The organism is Brevundimonas sp. KM4 (assembly GCF_000964075.1).
Classification (GTDB): Bacteria; Pseudomonadota; Alphaproteobacteria; order Caulobacterales; family Caulobacteraceae; genus Brevundimonas; species Brevundimonas huaxiensis.
Genome location: NZ_JZRG01000005.1, coordinates 132,016 through 146,719, shown reverse-complemented (window position 1 = coordinate 146,719; position 14,704 = coordinate 132,016). Strand labels below are relative to the sequence as shown.

Sequence of the window (14,704 nt, the reverse complement as noted above, 5' to 3'; positions counted from 1 at the left end):
AGAAGCGTGGGCAGGAAGATGACGCCGGCGGGCGATAGCAGATTGAAAATATTGGACTGACCTCAGGCGAATAGGATGGCCGACCTCTTGGCGATCGTGCGTCGAGCGGAGCGAAACTGGAGGATAATGAAAGAAAGACGCGCGCGCGGTTGCGCTCCCCTCGCCGGACACGCACCTAGCCTGCCATGCCCGTCTCTCCCGACTATCGCCCCGAACCGCGCTTCTTCGATTTGGGCGCGGACTATGCCGATGCGGTTCAGGCCGCGGATTTTCCTCAGACGATCCTGCGGCTTCGCAACGACCGCGCCGCCGCCGAGGTCGGGCTGGAGGGGCTGAGCGAGGCGGAATGGATCGCCGCCTTCGGGCGGTTTGAGCCGTTGCCGGGACAGCCCGGTCCGATCGCCATGCGCTATCACGGGCATCAGTTCCGGCACTACAATCCCGATCTGGGCGACGGGCGCGGGTTTCTGGCGGCGCAGATGCGCGCTCAAGCAACGAGCGACCGCGTCGCGAGTGATAGCGCTCAAGGCCGGCTGCTCGACTTGGGGACCAAAGGCACCGGCCAGACGCCGTGGTCGCGCGGCGGCGATGGGCGGCTGACGCTGAAGGGCGGGGTGCGGGAGGTGCTGGCGGCGACGATGCTGGAGGCGCAGGGCGTCCCGACCAGCCGCGCCTTTTCGCTGATCGAGACCGGCGAAGCGCTGGAGCGCGGAGACGAGCCGTCGCCGACGCGGTCGGCTGTTCTGGTGCGGCTGTCGCACAGCCATGTGCGGTTCGGGACTTTCCAGCGCGCCGCCTATCTGGGGCGCAAGGACCAGATCGAAGCGCTGATCGAACACGTGCGCAGCCTGTATCATCCGGGCGTCGCCGCCGGCGATGCGCCCGCCCTGCTGACCGCCATCGTCGAGGCCTCGGCGAAACTGACGGCGCGGTGGATCGCGGCGGGCTTCGTGCACGGGGTTCTGAACACCGACAATCTGAACGTCACCGGCGAGAGCTTCGACTACGGCCCCTGGCGGTTCCTGCCCGAATACGACCCGGCCTTCACCGCCGCCTATTTCGACCAGACGGGCCTGTACGCCTTCGCGCGTCAGCCCGAGGCGGTGTTCTGGAACCTGACGCAGTTGGCCGGGTGCCTGAAACTGGTCGCTGAGGTCGAGCCGCTGACGGATGCGCTGAACGGCTTCGGTCCCGCCTATATCCGTGAGCTGCGGGCCGCGTTCCTGATGCGGCTGGGCGTCCACAGCCTGGGCGAGGCGGCGGATCAGCGGCTGGTCGATACGACCCTGGCCCTGCTGCGGGAGGGCGGCGCGGCGCTGCGGTGGGAGCCGCTGTTCTTCGACTGGTTCGGCGGCTTCGCCTCCTCGGCCCGCGCCCTGTCGGGACCGCGCGCGAAACGGTATCAGGGCGAGGCCTTCGACGCCTTCCGCTTTGCGTTGATGGAGCACGAACCGGATCGGATCGAACGGCTGGAACATCCGATGTTCGCCGCGCGCGAACCGGAGGAGATGCTGATCGACGAGGTCGAGGCGATCTGGGCCGCCATCGCCGACGCCGACGATTGGGCGCCCTTCCAGGCCAAGCTAGATCGACTGGAGGCGGCGCGTCTGGCCTGGGGCTTTACGGCCTGACGCCGAACCTTACGAAAGCTTCATCTCGTTTATCGATAATGTTCTTGCCTGTTTATCGATAAATCCATATCGATAGTCACCAAGGCGGTCGCGGAGGGCGATCCGAAGGGAAGGGCTTTCGAGATGAAACTGATCGGCAAATATTCAATCGCAAGCGCCCTGCGCTGGTGCTTAGGGTTCGCAAACGTCTTCGTCATGCTGGCGACGATCGTCATGGCGATCTGTTTGCTGGGCAGCGTCATATCGCCGGACTTCGCAGCAGGCTTCATCGACGGAATGAAGGATCTGGACAACAGCACAGCCCGCGATCTGCACTGGCCGGAGCGTCTAACGCTGTTGGGCGCTTTCCTGGCCTGCGGCTTCACCTGGTGGATCATCAATCGGCTGCGGCGCATCCTGCTGTCGGTCAATCAGGGCGACGCCTTCGAGTTCGCCAACGTCAAACGGCTGCAAGGCGTGGGCCCGGGCCTGATCGGCATCCAGCTGACAGCGCTGCTGCTGGTCTTCGTCGCCCCGCAGAGCATCGGCCAGTCGCCGGCCGACTATGACTTCGACCTGGGGTCCTGGCTGGGCATTCTGGTGGTCTTCATCCTGGCCGAGGTGTTCCGGCAGGGGTCGGCCATGCGCGACGAACAGCTGACCACGGTCTGAGGAGCGCGCGCCATGATCATGATCCAACTGGACCGGCTGCTGCTCGAACGCCGGATGTCCCTGACCGAACTGTCCGACCGCGTCGGCGTCACCCTGGCCAATCTGTCAATCCTGAAGACCGGCAAGGCCCGCGCGGTGCGCTTCTCGACTCTGGACGCCCTGTGTCGCGAACTGGATTGCCAACCCGGCGACCTGATTGTCCAGACGCCGGGGCCGCAGCCCGAAGACTGAAATCGCGCATCGCAAAGCCTTGTGGGGCATTGGGAATCGGCCCAATGCCCCCGGCCCGTAACAGAAAGTCATCAACTGATGTCATCAGTTGATGTCATCGCATGATGACAACGCTCTGAAGCGCCGCTATATAGGCTTCAGCGAACGGCTCCCCGGGGGAAAAAGCCCCCAGGCCGGATCGCAGCCGTTCATGACCTTCAGGCGTCCTCCCCGATGACCACCTCGACCTTCACCACCGCGCCGTCGCGCAACCGCGCCGCCTACGCCAACATCGCCCTTTGGACGCTGCAGGGCTGGATCGCGATGTTCTTCATCGCCGCCGGTTACGCCAAGCCGACCGAGCCGATGACCAACCTGATCAATCTGATGGGCTGGCCCGCCGTCGCGCCCGAGAACATGGTGCGCGGCCTGGGCGTGGTCGAGATCGTTCTGGCCATGGGCGTGCTGAGCCCGCTGATCTCGTGGCGGGTGGGTCGCCCCCTGCTGCTGACGGCGACGGTGGGCCTGATCATCATGGAAGCGACCATGATGACGATCCATGCGCTGAGCCAGGACTTCGGGCTGGCGGCGGTCAACGCCGTCCTGCTGGCTATCACCGTCCCGGTGCTGCTGGGCCGCCGCAAGGCCTGATTTGAACGAGATCGAACGCCGGACCCCTCTCCCCCCTCCAGTCCGGCGTTTGCGCCCGGAGCTTCCCCCCAGGCTCCGGGCTTTTTCATGCCTGATCGTCGGTAAGGAAGAAAAGCTTACCCTTACGTGCGCGTAAGCCTCTTCCCTTTACGCGCACGTCAAGTTATGAAGGCGTATGGCCACCGCCGACGACCACCGCACCTATTCCATTCGCCAGCTGTGCCGCGAGTTCGGCGCCACGGCGCGCGCCCTGCGATTCTATGAGGACAAGGGCCTGCTGACGCCCGCGCGCAAGGGCCAGACCCGCGTCTATGACGCGCGCGACCGCGCCCGGCTGAAACTGATCCTGAGGGGCCGCCGCATCGGCTTCACCCTTCAGGAGATCCAGGACATGATGGATCTCTATGATCAGAAGGATCACAACGTCCACCAGATGGCCGTGGCCCTGGTGCGGCACCGCGCCCAGATCGCGGCGCTGAAACAGCAGCTGGAAGACATCGAAGGCGCCATCGAGACGGCCGAACAGGCCTGCGCCTGGATGGAATCCAAGTTGTCCGAACACCGCCCCGACCTGCTGCCGGGCGCCGAAGACTATGAGAAGCTGCTGCGCGCGCGTCTCAACCACGACCACCACCACCCCTTCAAAGCAAGAGCGTAATCCATGGCCTACAAGGCGCCTGTCCGCGACTTCACCTTCATCCTGAATGAAGTGCTGGAGATCGACCGCTACACCAACCAGCCGGGCTTCCAGGACGTCTCTTCGGATCTGGTCAGCCAGATCCTGGAAGAAGGCGCCAAGTTTGCCGACGAGGTCATCGCCCCGATCAACAATCCGGGCGACAAGGAGGGCTGCCACTGGGCCGAGGGCGGCGTGGTGACGGGACCCAAGGGCTGGAAGGAAGCCTACAAGGCCATGTCCGAAGCCGGCTGGATGGCGCTGGCCGCCGACCCGGCCTACGGCGGGCAGGGCATGCCCAGCGTGGTCGCCTCGGCCTTCGGCCAGATGACGGCCGGCGCCTCGGCCGCCTTTTCGATGTATCCGGGCCTGACGGCCGGCGCCTATGCCGGCATCCACGCCAATGCCTCCGAAGAGCTGAAGCAGAAATATCTGCCCAAGATGGCGACCGGCGAATGGTCGGGCACGATGAACCTGACCGAACCGCAGTGCGGCACGGATCTGGGCATGGTGCGCACCAAGGCCGTGCCGAACGGCGACGGCTCCTATTCGATCACCGGCCAGAAGATCTGGATCTCGGCGGGCGAGCACGACTTCGCCGACAACATCATCCACACGGTGCTGGCCCGCGTCGAAGGCGCGGTTCCGGGCATCAAGGGCCTGTCGCTGTTCGTCGTGCCCAAGTTCCTGGTCAATGAGGACGGCTCGCTGGGCGAGCGCAACAGCCTGGAATGCGCCGGCCTCGAGCACAAGATGGGCATCCACGGCAACGCCACCGCCGTCATGCAGTACGACGGCGCCAAGGGCTGGCTGATCGGCGAAGAAGGCCGCGGCATGAACAATATGTTCGTGGTGATGAACGAGGCCCGCCTCGGCACCGGCCTGCAAGGTCTGGCCATCGGCACCGCCGCCTATCAGGCCGCCGTCGAGTTCGCCAAGGACCGCCTGCAAGGCCGTTCGCTGACCGGACCGAAGAACCCGGACGGCCCCGCCGACAGCATCATGGTCCACCCCGACGTGCGCCGCATGCTGCTGGAGTCCAAGGCCTTCGTCGAAGGCGGCCAGGCCTTCATCCTGTGGACGGCGCTTCACGCCGACCTTGAGAAGTCAGAGGACGCGGCCGTGGCCCAGAAGGCCAAGGATTACATGGGCCTGCTGACGCCGGTGCTGAAGGCCTATTTGACCGACAAGGGCTTCCATGTCGCGTCTTTGGGCATGCAGGTGCACGGCGGTTCGGGCTACACCGAACACTTCACCGCCTCGCAGTATCTGCGCGACGCCCGCATCACCATGATCTACGAGGGCACCAACGGCATCCAGGCGCTGGATCTGGTCGGCCGCAAGCTGCCCGCCAACGGCGGTCGCGCCATCATGACCTGGTTCGGCGAGATCGACGCCTTCGTCGCCGAGAACAGCGGCAATGAAGCGATCAAGCCCTTCGTCGACGGCCTGGCGGACGTGAAGGCCAAACTGCAGGACGGCACCATGTGGCTGATGCAGAACGGCATGGCCAATCCGGACAACGCCGGCGCCGCATCGACCGACTATCTGAACGTCTTCGGCCTGACAGCGCTGGCCTATATGTGGGCGCAGATGGCCAAGGTCGCTCAAGCCCAGGTCGAGGCCGGTTCGACCGACCCCTATTACGCCAACAAGCTTCAGACCGGCCGCTATTTCGTCGAGCGCATCCTGCCCGACGCCGAAGCCCATCTGAAGAAGATGAAGACCGGCGCCGACGTGCTGATGGCCATGCCGGCCGAGGCGTTCTGATCTCAAACTGACGACGAACGGGTCGGCGATCTCGCCGGCCCGTTTTTCTTACCGACCAGACGGGCAAAAGCCCGCGAACCTCAGGGACGAAACCGATGAACGTACTGGGCAGCCCCGATCCCGATTTCATGCGTGAAGAAGAGATCACCCTCTTCTCCGACAGCGTCGGCAAATGGATCGACGAGCACGCGCCGCTTGAGAAGGTGCAGCAGTGGATCGCCGACTCCTCGGTGCCGCGTCAGCTGTGGAACGACGCGGGCGAGGCGGGTCTGCTGGGCCTGTCGCTGCCGGAAGAGGACGGCGGCTTCGGCGGCGACTATCGGCACGAGGTCGTCTTGATGCGTCAGCTGGGCTGGAAGGGCGCGGACCACTTCGGCATTTCGCTGCACAATGCGATCGTCATGCCCTACATCTGGCATTACGGCACCGAGGAGCAGAAGCAGCGCTGGCTGCCGCGCCTGCAGTCGGGCGAACTGGTCGGCGCCATCGCCATGACCGAACCGGGCGCGGGCTCGGACCTGCAAGGCGTCAAGACCACGGCGGTCAAGTCGGGCAACGGCTATGTCGTCAACGGCTCCAAGACCTTCATCACCAACGGCCAGTTGGCCAACTTCCTGATCGTGGTCGCCAAGACCGATCCGGCCGAGGGCGCCAAGGGCACCTCGCTGATCGTGGTCGAGACCGACGGCGCGAAAGGGTTCGAGCGTGGTCGCAACCTGCACAAGATCGGCATGGAGGCCAACGACACCTCCGAACTGTTCTTCAACGACGTGAAGGTCCCCGGCGACAACATCATCGGCGGAACCGAGGGCCAGGGCTTCGTCCAGCTGATGCAGCAACTGCCTCAGGAGCGGCTGAACATCGCCGTCCAAGGCGTCGCCGCCGCCGAGCGCGGGCTTGAGGCGACCCTTGCTTACGTCAAGGAGCGCAAGGCGTTCGGCAAACGGGTCATCGACTTCCAGAACACCCAGTTCAAGCTCGCCGAGGTCAAGACCAAGCTGACCGTCGCCAAGATCTTTACCGACCACTGCATCAGCCTGCATCTGCAGGGCAAACTCGATGCCGCCACCGCCTCCATGGCCAAATACTGGGTCACGGACATCCAGGGCGAGACCATCGACGAGATGCTCCAGCTCCACGGCGGCTATGGCTACATGAACGAATATCCGATCGCCCAGCTGTACAAGGACGCCCGCGTCCAGCGCATCTACGGCGGCACCAACGAGATCATGAAGCTGCTGATCGCGCGGACGCTCTGACAGCCCGCTTGCCCTAATGTACAGAACTCTGTACATTAGGGCCATGAACGCGATGTCCGTCACCGAACTGCGCAAGAACCTCGCCGCGGCCATCGACCGGGTGACGGCGGATCATGACTACACCATCATCACGCGCGAGGGCGGTAAGCCGGCGGCGGTGCTGATGTCGCTGGAGGATTTCGCCTCGTGGCAGGAGACGGAGTATCTGCTGCGCAGCCCGGCGAACGCCGCGCGATTGCGTGAAGCGATCGCCGAACTCGATGCGGGCGGCGGTCAGGTTCGCGAACTGATCGAAGAATGAAGCTGACCTTCCAGACCTACGGGTGGGAGGATTACCTTCACTGGCAAGAGCATGATCGAAAGATGCTGCGAAAGCTCAATCGGCTGATCATGGAATGCCAGCGGACGCCTTTTTCCGGGACTGGAAAGCCAGAGCCGTTGAAGGGCGATTTTGCGGGATGGTGGTCGCGGCGCATCGACCAGGAACATCGCCTCGTCTATCGCATGACCGACGATGCGCTTCTGATCGCCCAATGCCGCTATCACTACGACCGATGATCCGCCTTCACGTTACATCGCCGCTCGCCGTCGCCGCGCCCGTCGCGCCCACGCTGGACCAGTCGCGCTATCTGACCCAAGTCATGCGGCTGAAGGCCGGGGACGATCTGCTCGTGTTCAACGGGCGCGACGGGGAATGGCGCTGCACGGTCGCGGAAGTGCTGAAGAAGGGCGTCATCCTGCGCGCCGAGGAACAGGTGCGACCCCAGACCCTCGGCCCCGATCTGGAACTGATTGTTGCGGTGGTGAAGAAGGCGCGGGTCGAGACCATCGTGGAGAAGGCCGCCGAACTGGGCGCGCGCCGGGTGCGGCTGGTCCTGACGAAACGCACCAACGCCGACCGCATCCGCCTGGACCGTCTGGACGCCATCGCCGAGGAAGCCGCCGAACAGACCGGGCGGATGGACGTGCCCGCCGTCGATGATCCGATCAAGCTGGACGCCCTGCTGGACGGCTGGGAGACTGGACGCCGGCTGATGTTCTGCGACGAGACGGGCGGGGCGCCCGCCGTCTCGGCCCTGCGCGACGCAGGCGAAGGCCCCTGGTCCATCCTGATCGGGCCGGAGGGCGGGTTTTCGCCGGAAGAGGGCGAGCGGCTGCGGTCCCTGCCCTTCACAACCGCCGTGTCGCTGGGCCCGCGCATCCTGCGCGCCGACACCGCCGCCATCGCCGCCATGACCCTGTGGCAGGCGGCCGTCGGTGATTGGGCGCGATAGAATACTCTGCTCCACCCCTTGAGGAACTTGGCTTTAGCCGCCATCTAGCCGCGACAGCAGGGGTTACAGATGGCCGAGAACGCGCCGCTTTCCAGAGACGCTCTGATCGAGGCCATGTCCAAGGGGATCAAGCCCAAGGACCTGTGGCGCATCGGCGCCGAGCACGAGAAGTTCGGCTTCGACAAGACCACGCTGGCCCGCCCCGCCTATGACGGCCCGAACGGCATCAGAGCGATGCTGGAGGGGCTGCAACGCTTCGGCTGGTCGCCCGTCGAGGAAAACGGCTTTCTGATCGGACTGGAGCGCAGGAACAGCGAAGGCTTCGTCGCCTCCGTCAGCCTGGAACCGGGCGGTCAGTTCGAACTGTCGGGCGCGCCGCTTCTGACCATCCATGACATCTGCAACGAGACCGGCCAGCACCTGATGGAGGTCAAGCAGGTCGCCGACCAGATCGGCCTCGGCTTCCTGGGCGCCGGCTTCGACCCGCTATGGACCCGCGAACAGGTGCCGGTCATGCCCAAGGGCCGCTACGACATCATGCGCGCCTATATGCCCAAGGTCGGGACACTGGGCCTGGACATGATGCTGCGCACCTGCACCATCCAGGCCAACCTCGACTTCGATTCAGAAGCCGACATGGTGATGAAGTTCCGCACCTCCCTGGCGCTGCAACCCATCGCCACCGCCCTGTTCGCCTGCTCGCCCTTCACCGAGGGCCGTCCCAACGGCTTCCTGTCGGCCCGCGCCAACGTCTGGACCGACACCGACGCCGACCGCACCGGCATGCTGGGCTTCGTGTTCGAGGACGGGTTCGGCTTCGAGCGCTACGCCGACTATGCGCTGGACACGCCGATGTATTTCGCCAAGCGCGACGGCCGTTATATCGACGCCTCGGGCCAGTCGTTCCGCGATTTCCAGGCCGGCAAGCTGCCCGCCCTGCCCGGTCAATATCCGACCCTGAAGGACTGGAACGACCATCTGACCACCCTCTTCCCCGAGGTGCGGCTGAAGGCCTATCTGGAAATGCGCGGCGCCGACGGCGGACCGTGGAGCCGGATCTGCGCCCTGCCCGCCCTGTGGGCCGGGGTTCTGTACGACGCGCCGTCGCTGGCCGCCGCCTGGGATCTGGTCAAGGACTGGGACATCGCCGATCACGAACGCCTGCGCCGCGACGTGACCCGGCTGGGTCTGAAGGCCGAGGTGGCGGGCCGGTCGGTGCGCGACATCGCCGTCGATCTCGTGAACATCGCCAAACAGGGGCTGAAGAACCGCGCCAAATTCTCGGGCGGCATGGTGGACGAGCGCGGCTATCTGTCGGAACTCGAAGACATCGCCGACAGCGGGATCACCCCGGCCGAGCGCCTGTTGGACCTGTATCACGGCGCCTGGCAGGGCGACGTGAAGCGCATCTACGCCGACTTCGCCTACTAGGGACGGCGGCTTCTCCAGCGAATCTTCGAATCGCGAGGCGCCGCTCGGATAGGCTGTCGCCGTCGCCGTCGGCGCATTTCGATCCCCTGCAAAGGCGAGCTTAACCGATGCGCCGTAACATGGGTTTGAGTTCGAGAGAGTGCGCCATGACCTGTTCGCCCGTTGCGGCCCTGGCCTTTCCCACAGCCGATGTCGATCTGGACACCTTCTTCGATGTGTCGCTGGACCTGCTGGTGGTGCGCGAACTGGATGGGCGCGTGGTCAAGGCCAGCGCTTCGTGGTTCACGGTGCTGGGCTATCGCCCCGACGAGATCGAGGGCCAGGGCCTGCTGCGGCTGATCCACCCGGATGACCACGCCGCGACCCGCCAGAGCATCGTCGAGGTCGAAAACCGGCGGCCGGGCGATCCGGTCATCGGCCAGATCAACCGCTATCGCCATAAGGCGGGTCATTACGTCACCGTCGAGTGGCGCGCCCATCGCCAGGGCGACCGCATCTATGGCATCGCGCGCGATGTGACCGAAAAGGTCGCTGCCGAACGCGCCCTGCGCGAGGCCACCGCCGCCGCCGAGGCCGCAAACCGCGCCAAGTCCGACTTCCTGGCCAATATGAGCCATGAGATCCGCACGCCCCTGAACGGCGTGATCGGCATCGTCGACGCCCTGTCGCGCACCGAGCTGACGCCCGAGCAGGCCGAGATGGTGGCCCTGATCGCACGATCCGGCGTGACGTTGGAACGGCTGGTGTCCGACATTCTGGACGTGTCCAAGATCGAGGCCGGGCATCTGGACCTGGAAAGCCGACCCTTCGATCTGGACGAGGCCATCGCCGCCCCGCTGGATGTCATGCGGTTGAAGGCCGAGGCCAAGGGACTGACCTTCGACATCCGCCGCGACGCCGATGCGCGCGGCATGTTCGTCGGCGACAGCACCCGCATCCGTCAGGTGCTCGACAACCTGTTGTCCAACGCCATCAAATTCACCCATCAGGGCTCGGTCGGCGTCGTCCTTGCGGTGGACGAGGATTTCGACGGCCTGACCCAGCTGACGCTGCGGGTCGAGGATACCGGCGTCGGCTTTTCTTCCGACCACGCGGCCCGCCTGTTCGATCGGTTCAGCCAGGCGGACAGCACCATCACGCGCCGGTTCGGCGGCACGGGCCTGGGCCTATCGATCTGTCGTTCGCTGGTCGAGTTGATGGGCGGGCGGATTTCCGCCGCCTCCACCCCAGGCGTCGGCAGCCGGTTCACCGTCGAGATCCCCCTGAAGCGCGCCGCCTCGCTGACCGAACACGATGCCCAACGACGCGCGCGTGCGGCCGAGGCTGACCGCCCCCTGGCGCCCCTGCGCGTGCTGCTGGCCGAGGATCACCCGGTCAATCAGCGCGTCGTGCAGTTGATCCTGGCGGCCCACGCCATGCAGGTCGTCACCGTCGCTGACGGTGAACAGGCCCTGGCCGCCTTCCAGTCCGAGACCTTCGACCTGATCCTGATGGACATGCAGATGCCGGGCATGGACGGCTTGACCGCCACCCGCGCCATTCGTCAGGTCGAGGCCGCCCGTCCCGATCAGGCCCGCACGCCGATCATCATGCTCAGCGCCAACGCCATGAGCGAGCACCGCGACCAGGCGTGCGACGCCGGCGCCGACCTGCACATCCCCAAGCCCATCACGGCCGCCAGCCTGCTGGCTGGCATCCAGGCGGCGACCGCGCCCTGATCCGACATTGACAAAGTTTGCCAAGCGGCCATTCTCGTTGATAGGAAGCTGACCATGGCGACGATGAACATCTCACTGCCCGATCCAATGAAGGCCTGGGTCGAGGAACAGGCGAAATCCGGGCGCTACGCAAACACGTCGGACGTGGTGCGCGACCTAATCCGCCGCGAGCAGGTCAAGGCCGAGAAGATTGCGCATTGGCAAAGGCTGATCGTAGAGGCCGACGCCTCCGGTGTTTCCGACCAGTCGCCACGTGAAGTGATCGAGGAACTGCGCGCCCAGTTGCGTCGCGCCTCCTGATGCTCCGCCTAAGCCGCGCGGCGCGGGCGGACTTGCAGCAGGTCTATCTGCAAGGCCTCGAGCTGTTCGGGAGCTGTCAGGCCGATGACTATATCGAGGGTCTGTTCGCGAAACTGGACTTGCTTGCGGATTTTCCACGTCTTGGGGCGGCTCGACCAGAGTTGAGCGCGGACGCCCATGTGATCTTCTACAAAAGCCACGCCATCCTCTATCGAATCGACGATGCGGACGTGTTCGTCCGACGCATTCGGCACGCGCTGGAAGACTGGCAGTCCGACGCAACTGGCGTCGGATCGAGCGACGAACGGAGCGAACCATGACCCACCCCATCCATGTCGGCATCGGCGGCTGGACGTTCGAGCCTTGGCGCGGGGTCTTTTATCCAGAGGGTTTGGTTCAGAAGCGCGAGCTGGAATATGCGGCGTCGAAACTGACCTCGATCGAAATCAACGGCACCTATTATTCGACCTTCAAGCCCGACAGTTGGCGCAAATGGCGCGACGAGACGCCGGACGGCTTCGTCTTTTCGGTCAAGGCCAGCCGCTATTGCACCAATCGCAAGGTGCTGTCCGAAGGCGCGGAAAGCTTCGACAAATTTCTGTCTCAGGGCCTGACCGAGCTGGGCGACAAGCTAGGGCCGATCAACTGGCAGTTCATGGGCACGAAGAAGTTCGATGCCGAGGACTTCGAGGGCTTCGTGAAGCTGTTGCCCAAGGAGAAGGACGGGGTGCGGCTGCGGCACGCGCTTGAGGTCAGAAACCCGACCTTCGCCACCGAACAGTTCTATGACCTGGCCCGCAAATACGGCGCGGCCATCGTCTATGCGGTCGATGATGAGGAGCCGACCTGGCCCCAGATCGACGTGGCGACCGCCGATTTCAGCTACGCGCGGCTGATGTCCAGCCGCGAGGACGAGCCGACCGGCATGACGGCGGCCGAGCTGGAGGCGGTGGCGGATCAGGCGAAAGCCTGGGCCAAACGCGGCGAGGTCTTCGCCTATTTCATCTCGGGCGCGAAGGTGCGGAACCCTGCGGCGGCTCAGGCGCTGATCGCCAAGCTGAAATAGCGGTCCGTACGCTTGCGGACCCGCGGCCGCCCTCTCATCTGAGGCCGACTCACTGCAAAGCCTGAAGGACTTTCCCATGCCGATCGCCACACGCGCCTTCGCCGCGACCGCCGCCGACAAGCCGCTGACCCCCTACAGCTTCGAGCGCCGTGATCCGGGCCCGAACGATGTGCTGATCGACATCAAATACTGCGGCGTCTGCCACTCCGACCTGCACGCCGCGCGCGGCGAGACGGGCGGCACGGCCTTCCCCCTGGTGCCGGGTCATGAGATCGCGGGCGTGGTCAGGGCGGTCGGATCGAACGTCACCCGCTTCAAGGAAGGCGACCGCGTCGGCGTCGGCTGCATGGTCGACAGCTGCCGCGAATGCGCCTCCTGCCGGGAAGGCGTCGAACAATATTGCATCCCCGGCTTCACCGGCACCTACGGCGGCAAGGACAAGAAGGGCGGCACGTCGGAAGCCATCACCCAGGGCGGCTATTCCGACCACATCACCGTCGATCAGCATTTCGTCCTGTCCATCCCCGACAGCCTGGCCCTGGACGTCGCCGCCCCCCTGCTGTGCGCGGGCATCACCACCTATTCGCCGCTGAAGGAATGGGGCGTGGGCCCCGGTTCCAAGGTCGCGGTCATCGGCCTGGGCGGCCTGGGCCACATGGCCGTCAAGCTGGCGGCCGCGATGGGCGCCGAAGTCACCGTCCTGTCCACCTCGGACCGCAAGAAGGCCGACGCGGAGCGGATGGGCGCCAAACACTTCCTGATCAACTCCGACAAGGATGCGATGAAGGCGGCGGCCGAGAAGTTCGACCTGATCATCAATACCGTCTCGGCCACGCACGAGATCGCCAGCCACATTCAGCTGCTGGCGCGCGACGGCACCATGATCATGCTGGGCCTGACGACCGAGGGCCTGCCGGTCTTCGCCCTGCCGCTGCTGTGGCGTCGTCGCCGCATCGCCGGCTCGCTGATCGGCGGCATTCGCGAAACGCAGGAGATGCTGGACTTCTGCGCCGAGCACGGCATCGCCTGCGACATCGAGACCATCGCTCCGGATCAGATCAACGACGCCTATGAGCGGATGCTGAAATCCGATGTCCGCTATCGCTTCGTCATCGACATGGAAAAGCTGGCCGCCTGATCGCCTGAGGCGAAGATCAACGAAACGCGACGGAGGCATGAAACTTCCGTCGCGTCAGATTCTCGCCTTGCGCGCTCGCGCTCGCACGTTAATCCTGAACTGCGACAAGGCCTTCTGAAGGGTCTGCACAGGGACAGGAGACGATATGGCGCGCGTAGCTTTCGTGACGGGCGGGACCCGGGGCATCGGCAAGGCGATCGTTCAGCGCCTGCATGAGGACGGCTTCAAGGTCGCCGCCGGCTATTCCGGCAACGACGAGGCGGCCAAGGCCATCGCCGATGCGCTGGACGTCATGGTGGTCAAGGGCAATGTCGGCAGCTTCGACGACTGCGCCCGCGCGGTGAAGGAGGTCGAGGAACAGCTCGGCCCCATCGACATCCTCGTCAACAATGCCGGCATCACCCGCGACGGCTTCTTCCACAAGATGAGCCACGACCAGTGGTCCGACGTGATCCGCGTCAATATGGACAGCGTCTTCAACATGACGCGCCAGGTCATCAACGGCATGCGCGACCGGGGTCACGGGCGCATCGTCAACATCTCTTCGATCAACGGCCAGAAGGGTCAGATCGGCCAGACCAACTATTCCGCCGCCAAGGCCGGAATGATCGGCTTCACCAAGGCGCTGGCGCTGGAAAATGCGCGCAAGGGCGTGACCGTGAACTGCATCGCGCCGGGCTATATCGACACCGAAATGGTCGGCGCCATGGACCCCAAGGTGCTGGAAGGCATCATCAGCCACATCCCCGTCGGTCGCCTGGGCAAGGGCGAGGAGATCGCCGACATGGTGTCCTGGCTGGTGGGCGAGCGTGCCGGATATGTCACAGGCTGCACACTGTCGCTGAACGGCGGTCAGTACCTGGTGGGTTGAGGCGGGCTTCGCCCAAAATCCGCCGCGCGCGGGTTTCATCAAGTCTGTCATGAAGTTG

Annotated in this window: 17 protein-coding genes; all 17 read left to right on the top strand. The window is 64.9% G+C overall.

The genetic code is table 11. The features are described from left to right. The first annotated feature begins 185 nt into the window (after positions 1 to 185). The 17 genes from VH88_RS02230 (at position 186) to phbB (ending at position 14,646) form a co-directional block, all read left to right on the top strand. Positions 186 to 1,631, top strand: a complete 1,446-nt coding sequence (locus VH88_RS02230) for a protein adenylyltransferase SelO family protein (protein WP_045809792.1) — start codon at positions 186 to 188, stop codon at positions 1,629 to 1,631. A gap of 123 nt (positions 1,632 to 1,754) precedes the next feature. Then, a complete protein-coding gene (locus VH88_RS02225; protein ID WP_045809791.1) occupies positions 1,755 to 2,282 on the top strand; it encodes a DUF2975 domain-containing protein in 528 nt (175 codons plus the stop codon). 12 nt (positions 2,283 to 2,294) lie between these two features. Further along, positions 2,295 to 2,513: a helix-turn-helix transcriptional regulator gene (locus VH88_RS02220; protein ID WP_039244779.1), complete on the top strand. Its 219-nt coding sequence runs from the start codon at positions 2,295 to 2,297 to the stop codon at positions 2,511 to 2,513. Positions 2,514 to 2,726: 213 nt separating this feature from the next. Further along, the gene (locus tag VH88_RS02215; protein WP_045809790.1) at positions 2,727 to 3,143 is read left to right on the top strand and encodes a DoxX family protein; all 417 of its coding nucleotides are present in this window, start codon (positions 2,727 to 2,729) and stop codon (positions 3,141 to 3,143) included. 175 nt (positions 3,144 to 3,318) lie between these two features. Beyond that, a complete protein-coding gene (locus VH88_RS02210) occupies positions 3,319 to 3,801 on the top strand; it encodes a MerR family DNA-binding transcriptional regulator (RefSeq protein WP_039244783.1) in 483 nt (160 codons plus the stop codon). Between the two features lie 3 nt (positions 3,802 to 3,804). Continuing rightward, positions 3,805 to 5,589: an acyl-CoA dehydrogenase C-terminal domain-containing protein gene (locus VH88_RS02205; protein ID WP_045809789.1), complete on the top strand. Its 1,785-nt coding sequence runs from the start codon at positions 3,805 to 3,807 to the stop codon at positions 5,587 to 5,589. Positions 5,590 to 5,684: 95 nt separating this feature from the next. Then, positions 5,685 to 6,848 (top strand): acyl-CoA dehydrogenase family protein, encoded by a 1,164-nt coding sequence (locus tag VH88_RS02200; RefSeq protein WP_045809788.1) that lies wholly within the window; start codon positions 5,685 to 5,687, stop codon positions 6,846 to 6,848. 43 nt (positions 6,849 to 6,891) lie between these two features. After that, positions 6,892 to 7,149: a type II toxin-antitoxin system Phd/YefM family antitoxin gene (locus tag VH88_RS02195; protein ID WP_045809787.1), complete on the top strand. Its 258-nt coding sequence runs from the start codon at positions 6,892 to 6,894 to the stop codon at positions 7,147 to 7,149. Then, a complete protein-coding gene (locus VH88_RS02190) occupies positions 7,146 to 7,406 on the top strand; it encodes a Txe/YoeB family addiction module toxin (protein WP_045809786.1) in 261 nt (86 codons plus the stop codon). Before VH88_RS02195 ends, VH88_RS02190 begins: the two co-directional genes overlap by 4 nt. After that, on the top strand, positions 7,403 to 8,122 hold the full coding sequence (locus VH88_RS02185) for a 16S rRNA (uracil(1498)-N(3))-methyltransferase (protein ID WP_045809785.1): 720 nt from the start codon (positions 7,403 to 7,405) through the stop codon (positions 8,120 to 8,122). Before VH88_RS02190 ends, VH88_RS02185 begins: the two co-directional genes overlap by 4 nt. Before the next feature lie 69 nt (positions 8,123 to 8,191). Further along, positions 8,192 to 9,553 (top strand): glutamate--cysteine ligase, encoded by a 1,362-nt coding sequence (locus VH88_RS02180; RefSeq protein ID WP_045809784.1) that lies wholly within the window; start codon positions 8,192 to 8,194, stop codon positions 9,551 to 9,553. Positions 9,554 to 9,699: 146 nt separating this feature from the next. Then, on the top strand, positions 9,700 to 11,271 hold the full coding sequence (locus tag VH88_RS02175) for an ATP-binding protein (RefSeq protein WP_039244795.1): 1,572 nt from the start codon (positions 9,700 to 9,702) through the stop codon (positions 11,269 to 11,271). Positions 11,272 to 11,325: 54 nt separating this feature from the next. After that, positions 11,326 to 11,571, top strand: a complete 246-nt coding sequence (locus VH88_RS02170) for a type II toxin-antitoxin system ParD family antitoxin (protein WP_045809783.1) — start codon at positions 11,326 to 11,328, stop codon at positions 11,569 to 11,571. Continuing rightward, a complete protein-coding gene (locus VH88_RS02165; RefSeq protein WP_045809782.1) occupies positions 11,571 to 11,891 on the top strand; it encodes a type II toxin-antitoxin system RelE/ParE family toxin in 321 nt (106 codons plus the stop codon). Before VH88_RS02170 ends, VH88_RS02165 begins: the two co-directional genes overlap by 1 nt. Then, positions 11,888 to 12,637 (top strand): DUF72 domain-containing protein, encoded by a 750-nt coding sequence (locus tag VH88_RS02160; protein ID WP_045809781.1) that lies wholly within the window; start codon positions 11,888 to 11,890, stop codon positions 12,635 to 12,637. The genes VH88_RS02165 and VH88_RS02160 overlap by 4 nt, the downstream gene beginning before the upstream one ends. Positions 12,638 to 12,713: 76 nt before the next feature. After that, on the top strand, positions 12,714 to 13,775 hold the full coding sequence (locus VH88_RS02155) for an NAD(P)-dependent alcohol dehydrogenase (protein WP_045809780.1): 1,062 nt from the start codon (positions 12,714 to 12,716) through the stop codon (positions 13,773 to 13,775). Between the two features lie 145 nt (positions 13,776 to 13,920). After that, entirely contained in the window at positions 13,921 to 14,646 is a 726-nt protein-coding gene (gene phbB / locus VH88_RS02150) for an acetoacetyl-CoA reductase (RefSeq protein ID WP_039244832.1), read from the top strand. Positions 14,647 to 14,704: the final 58 nt, after the last annotated feature.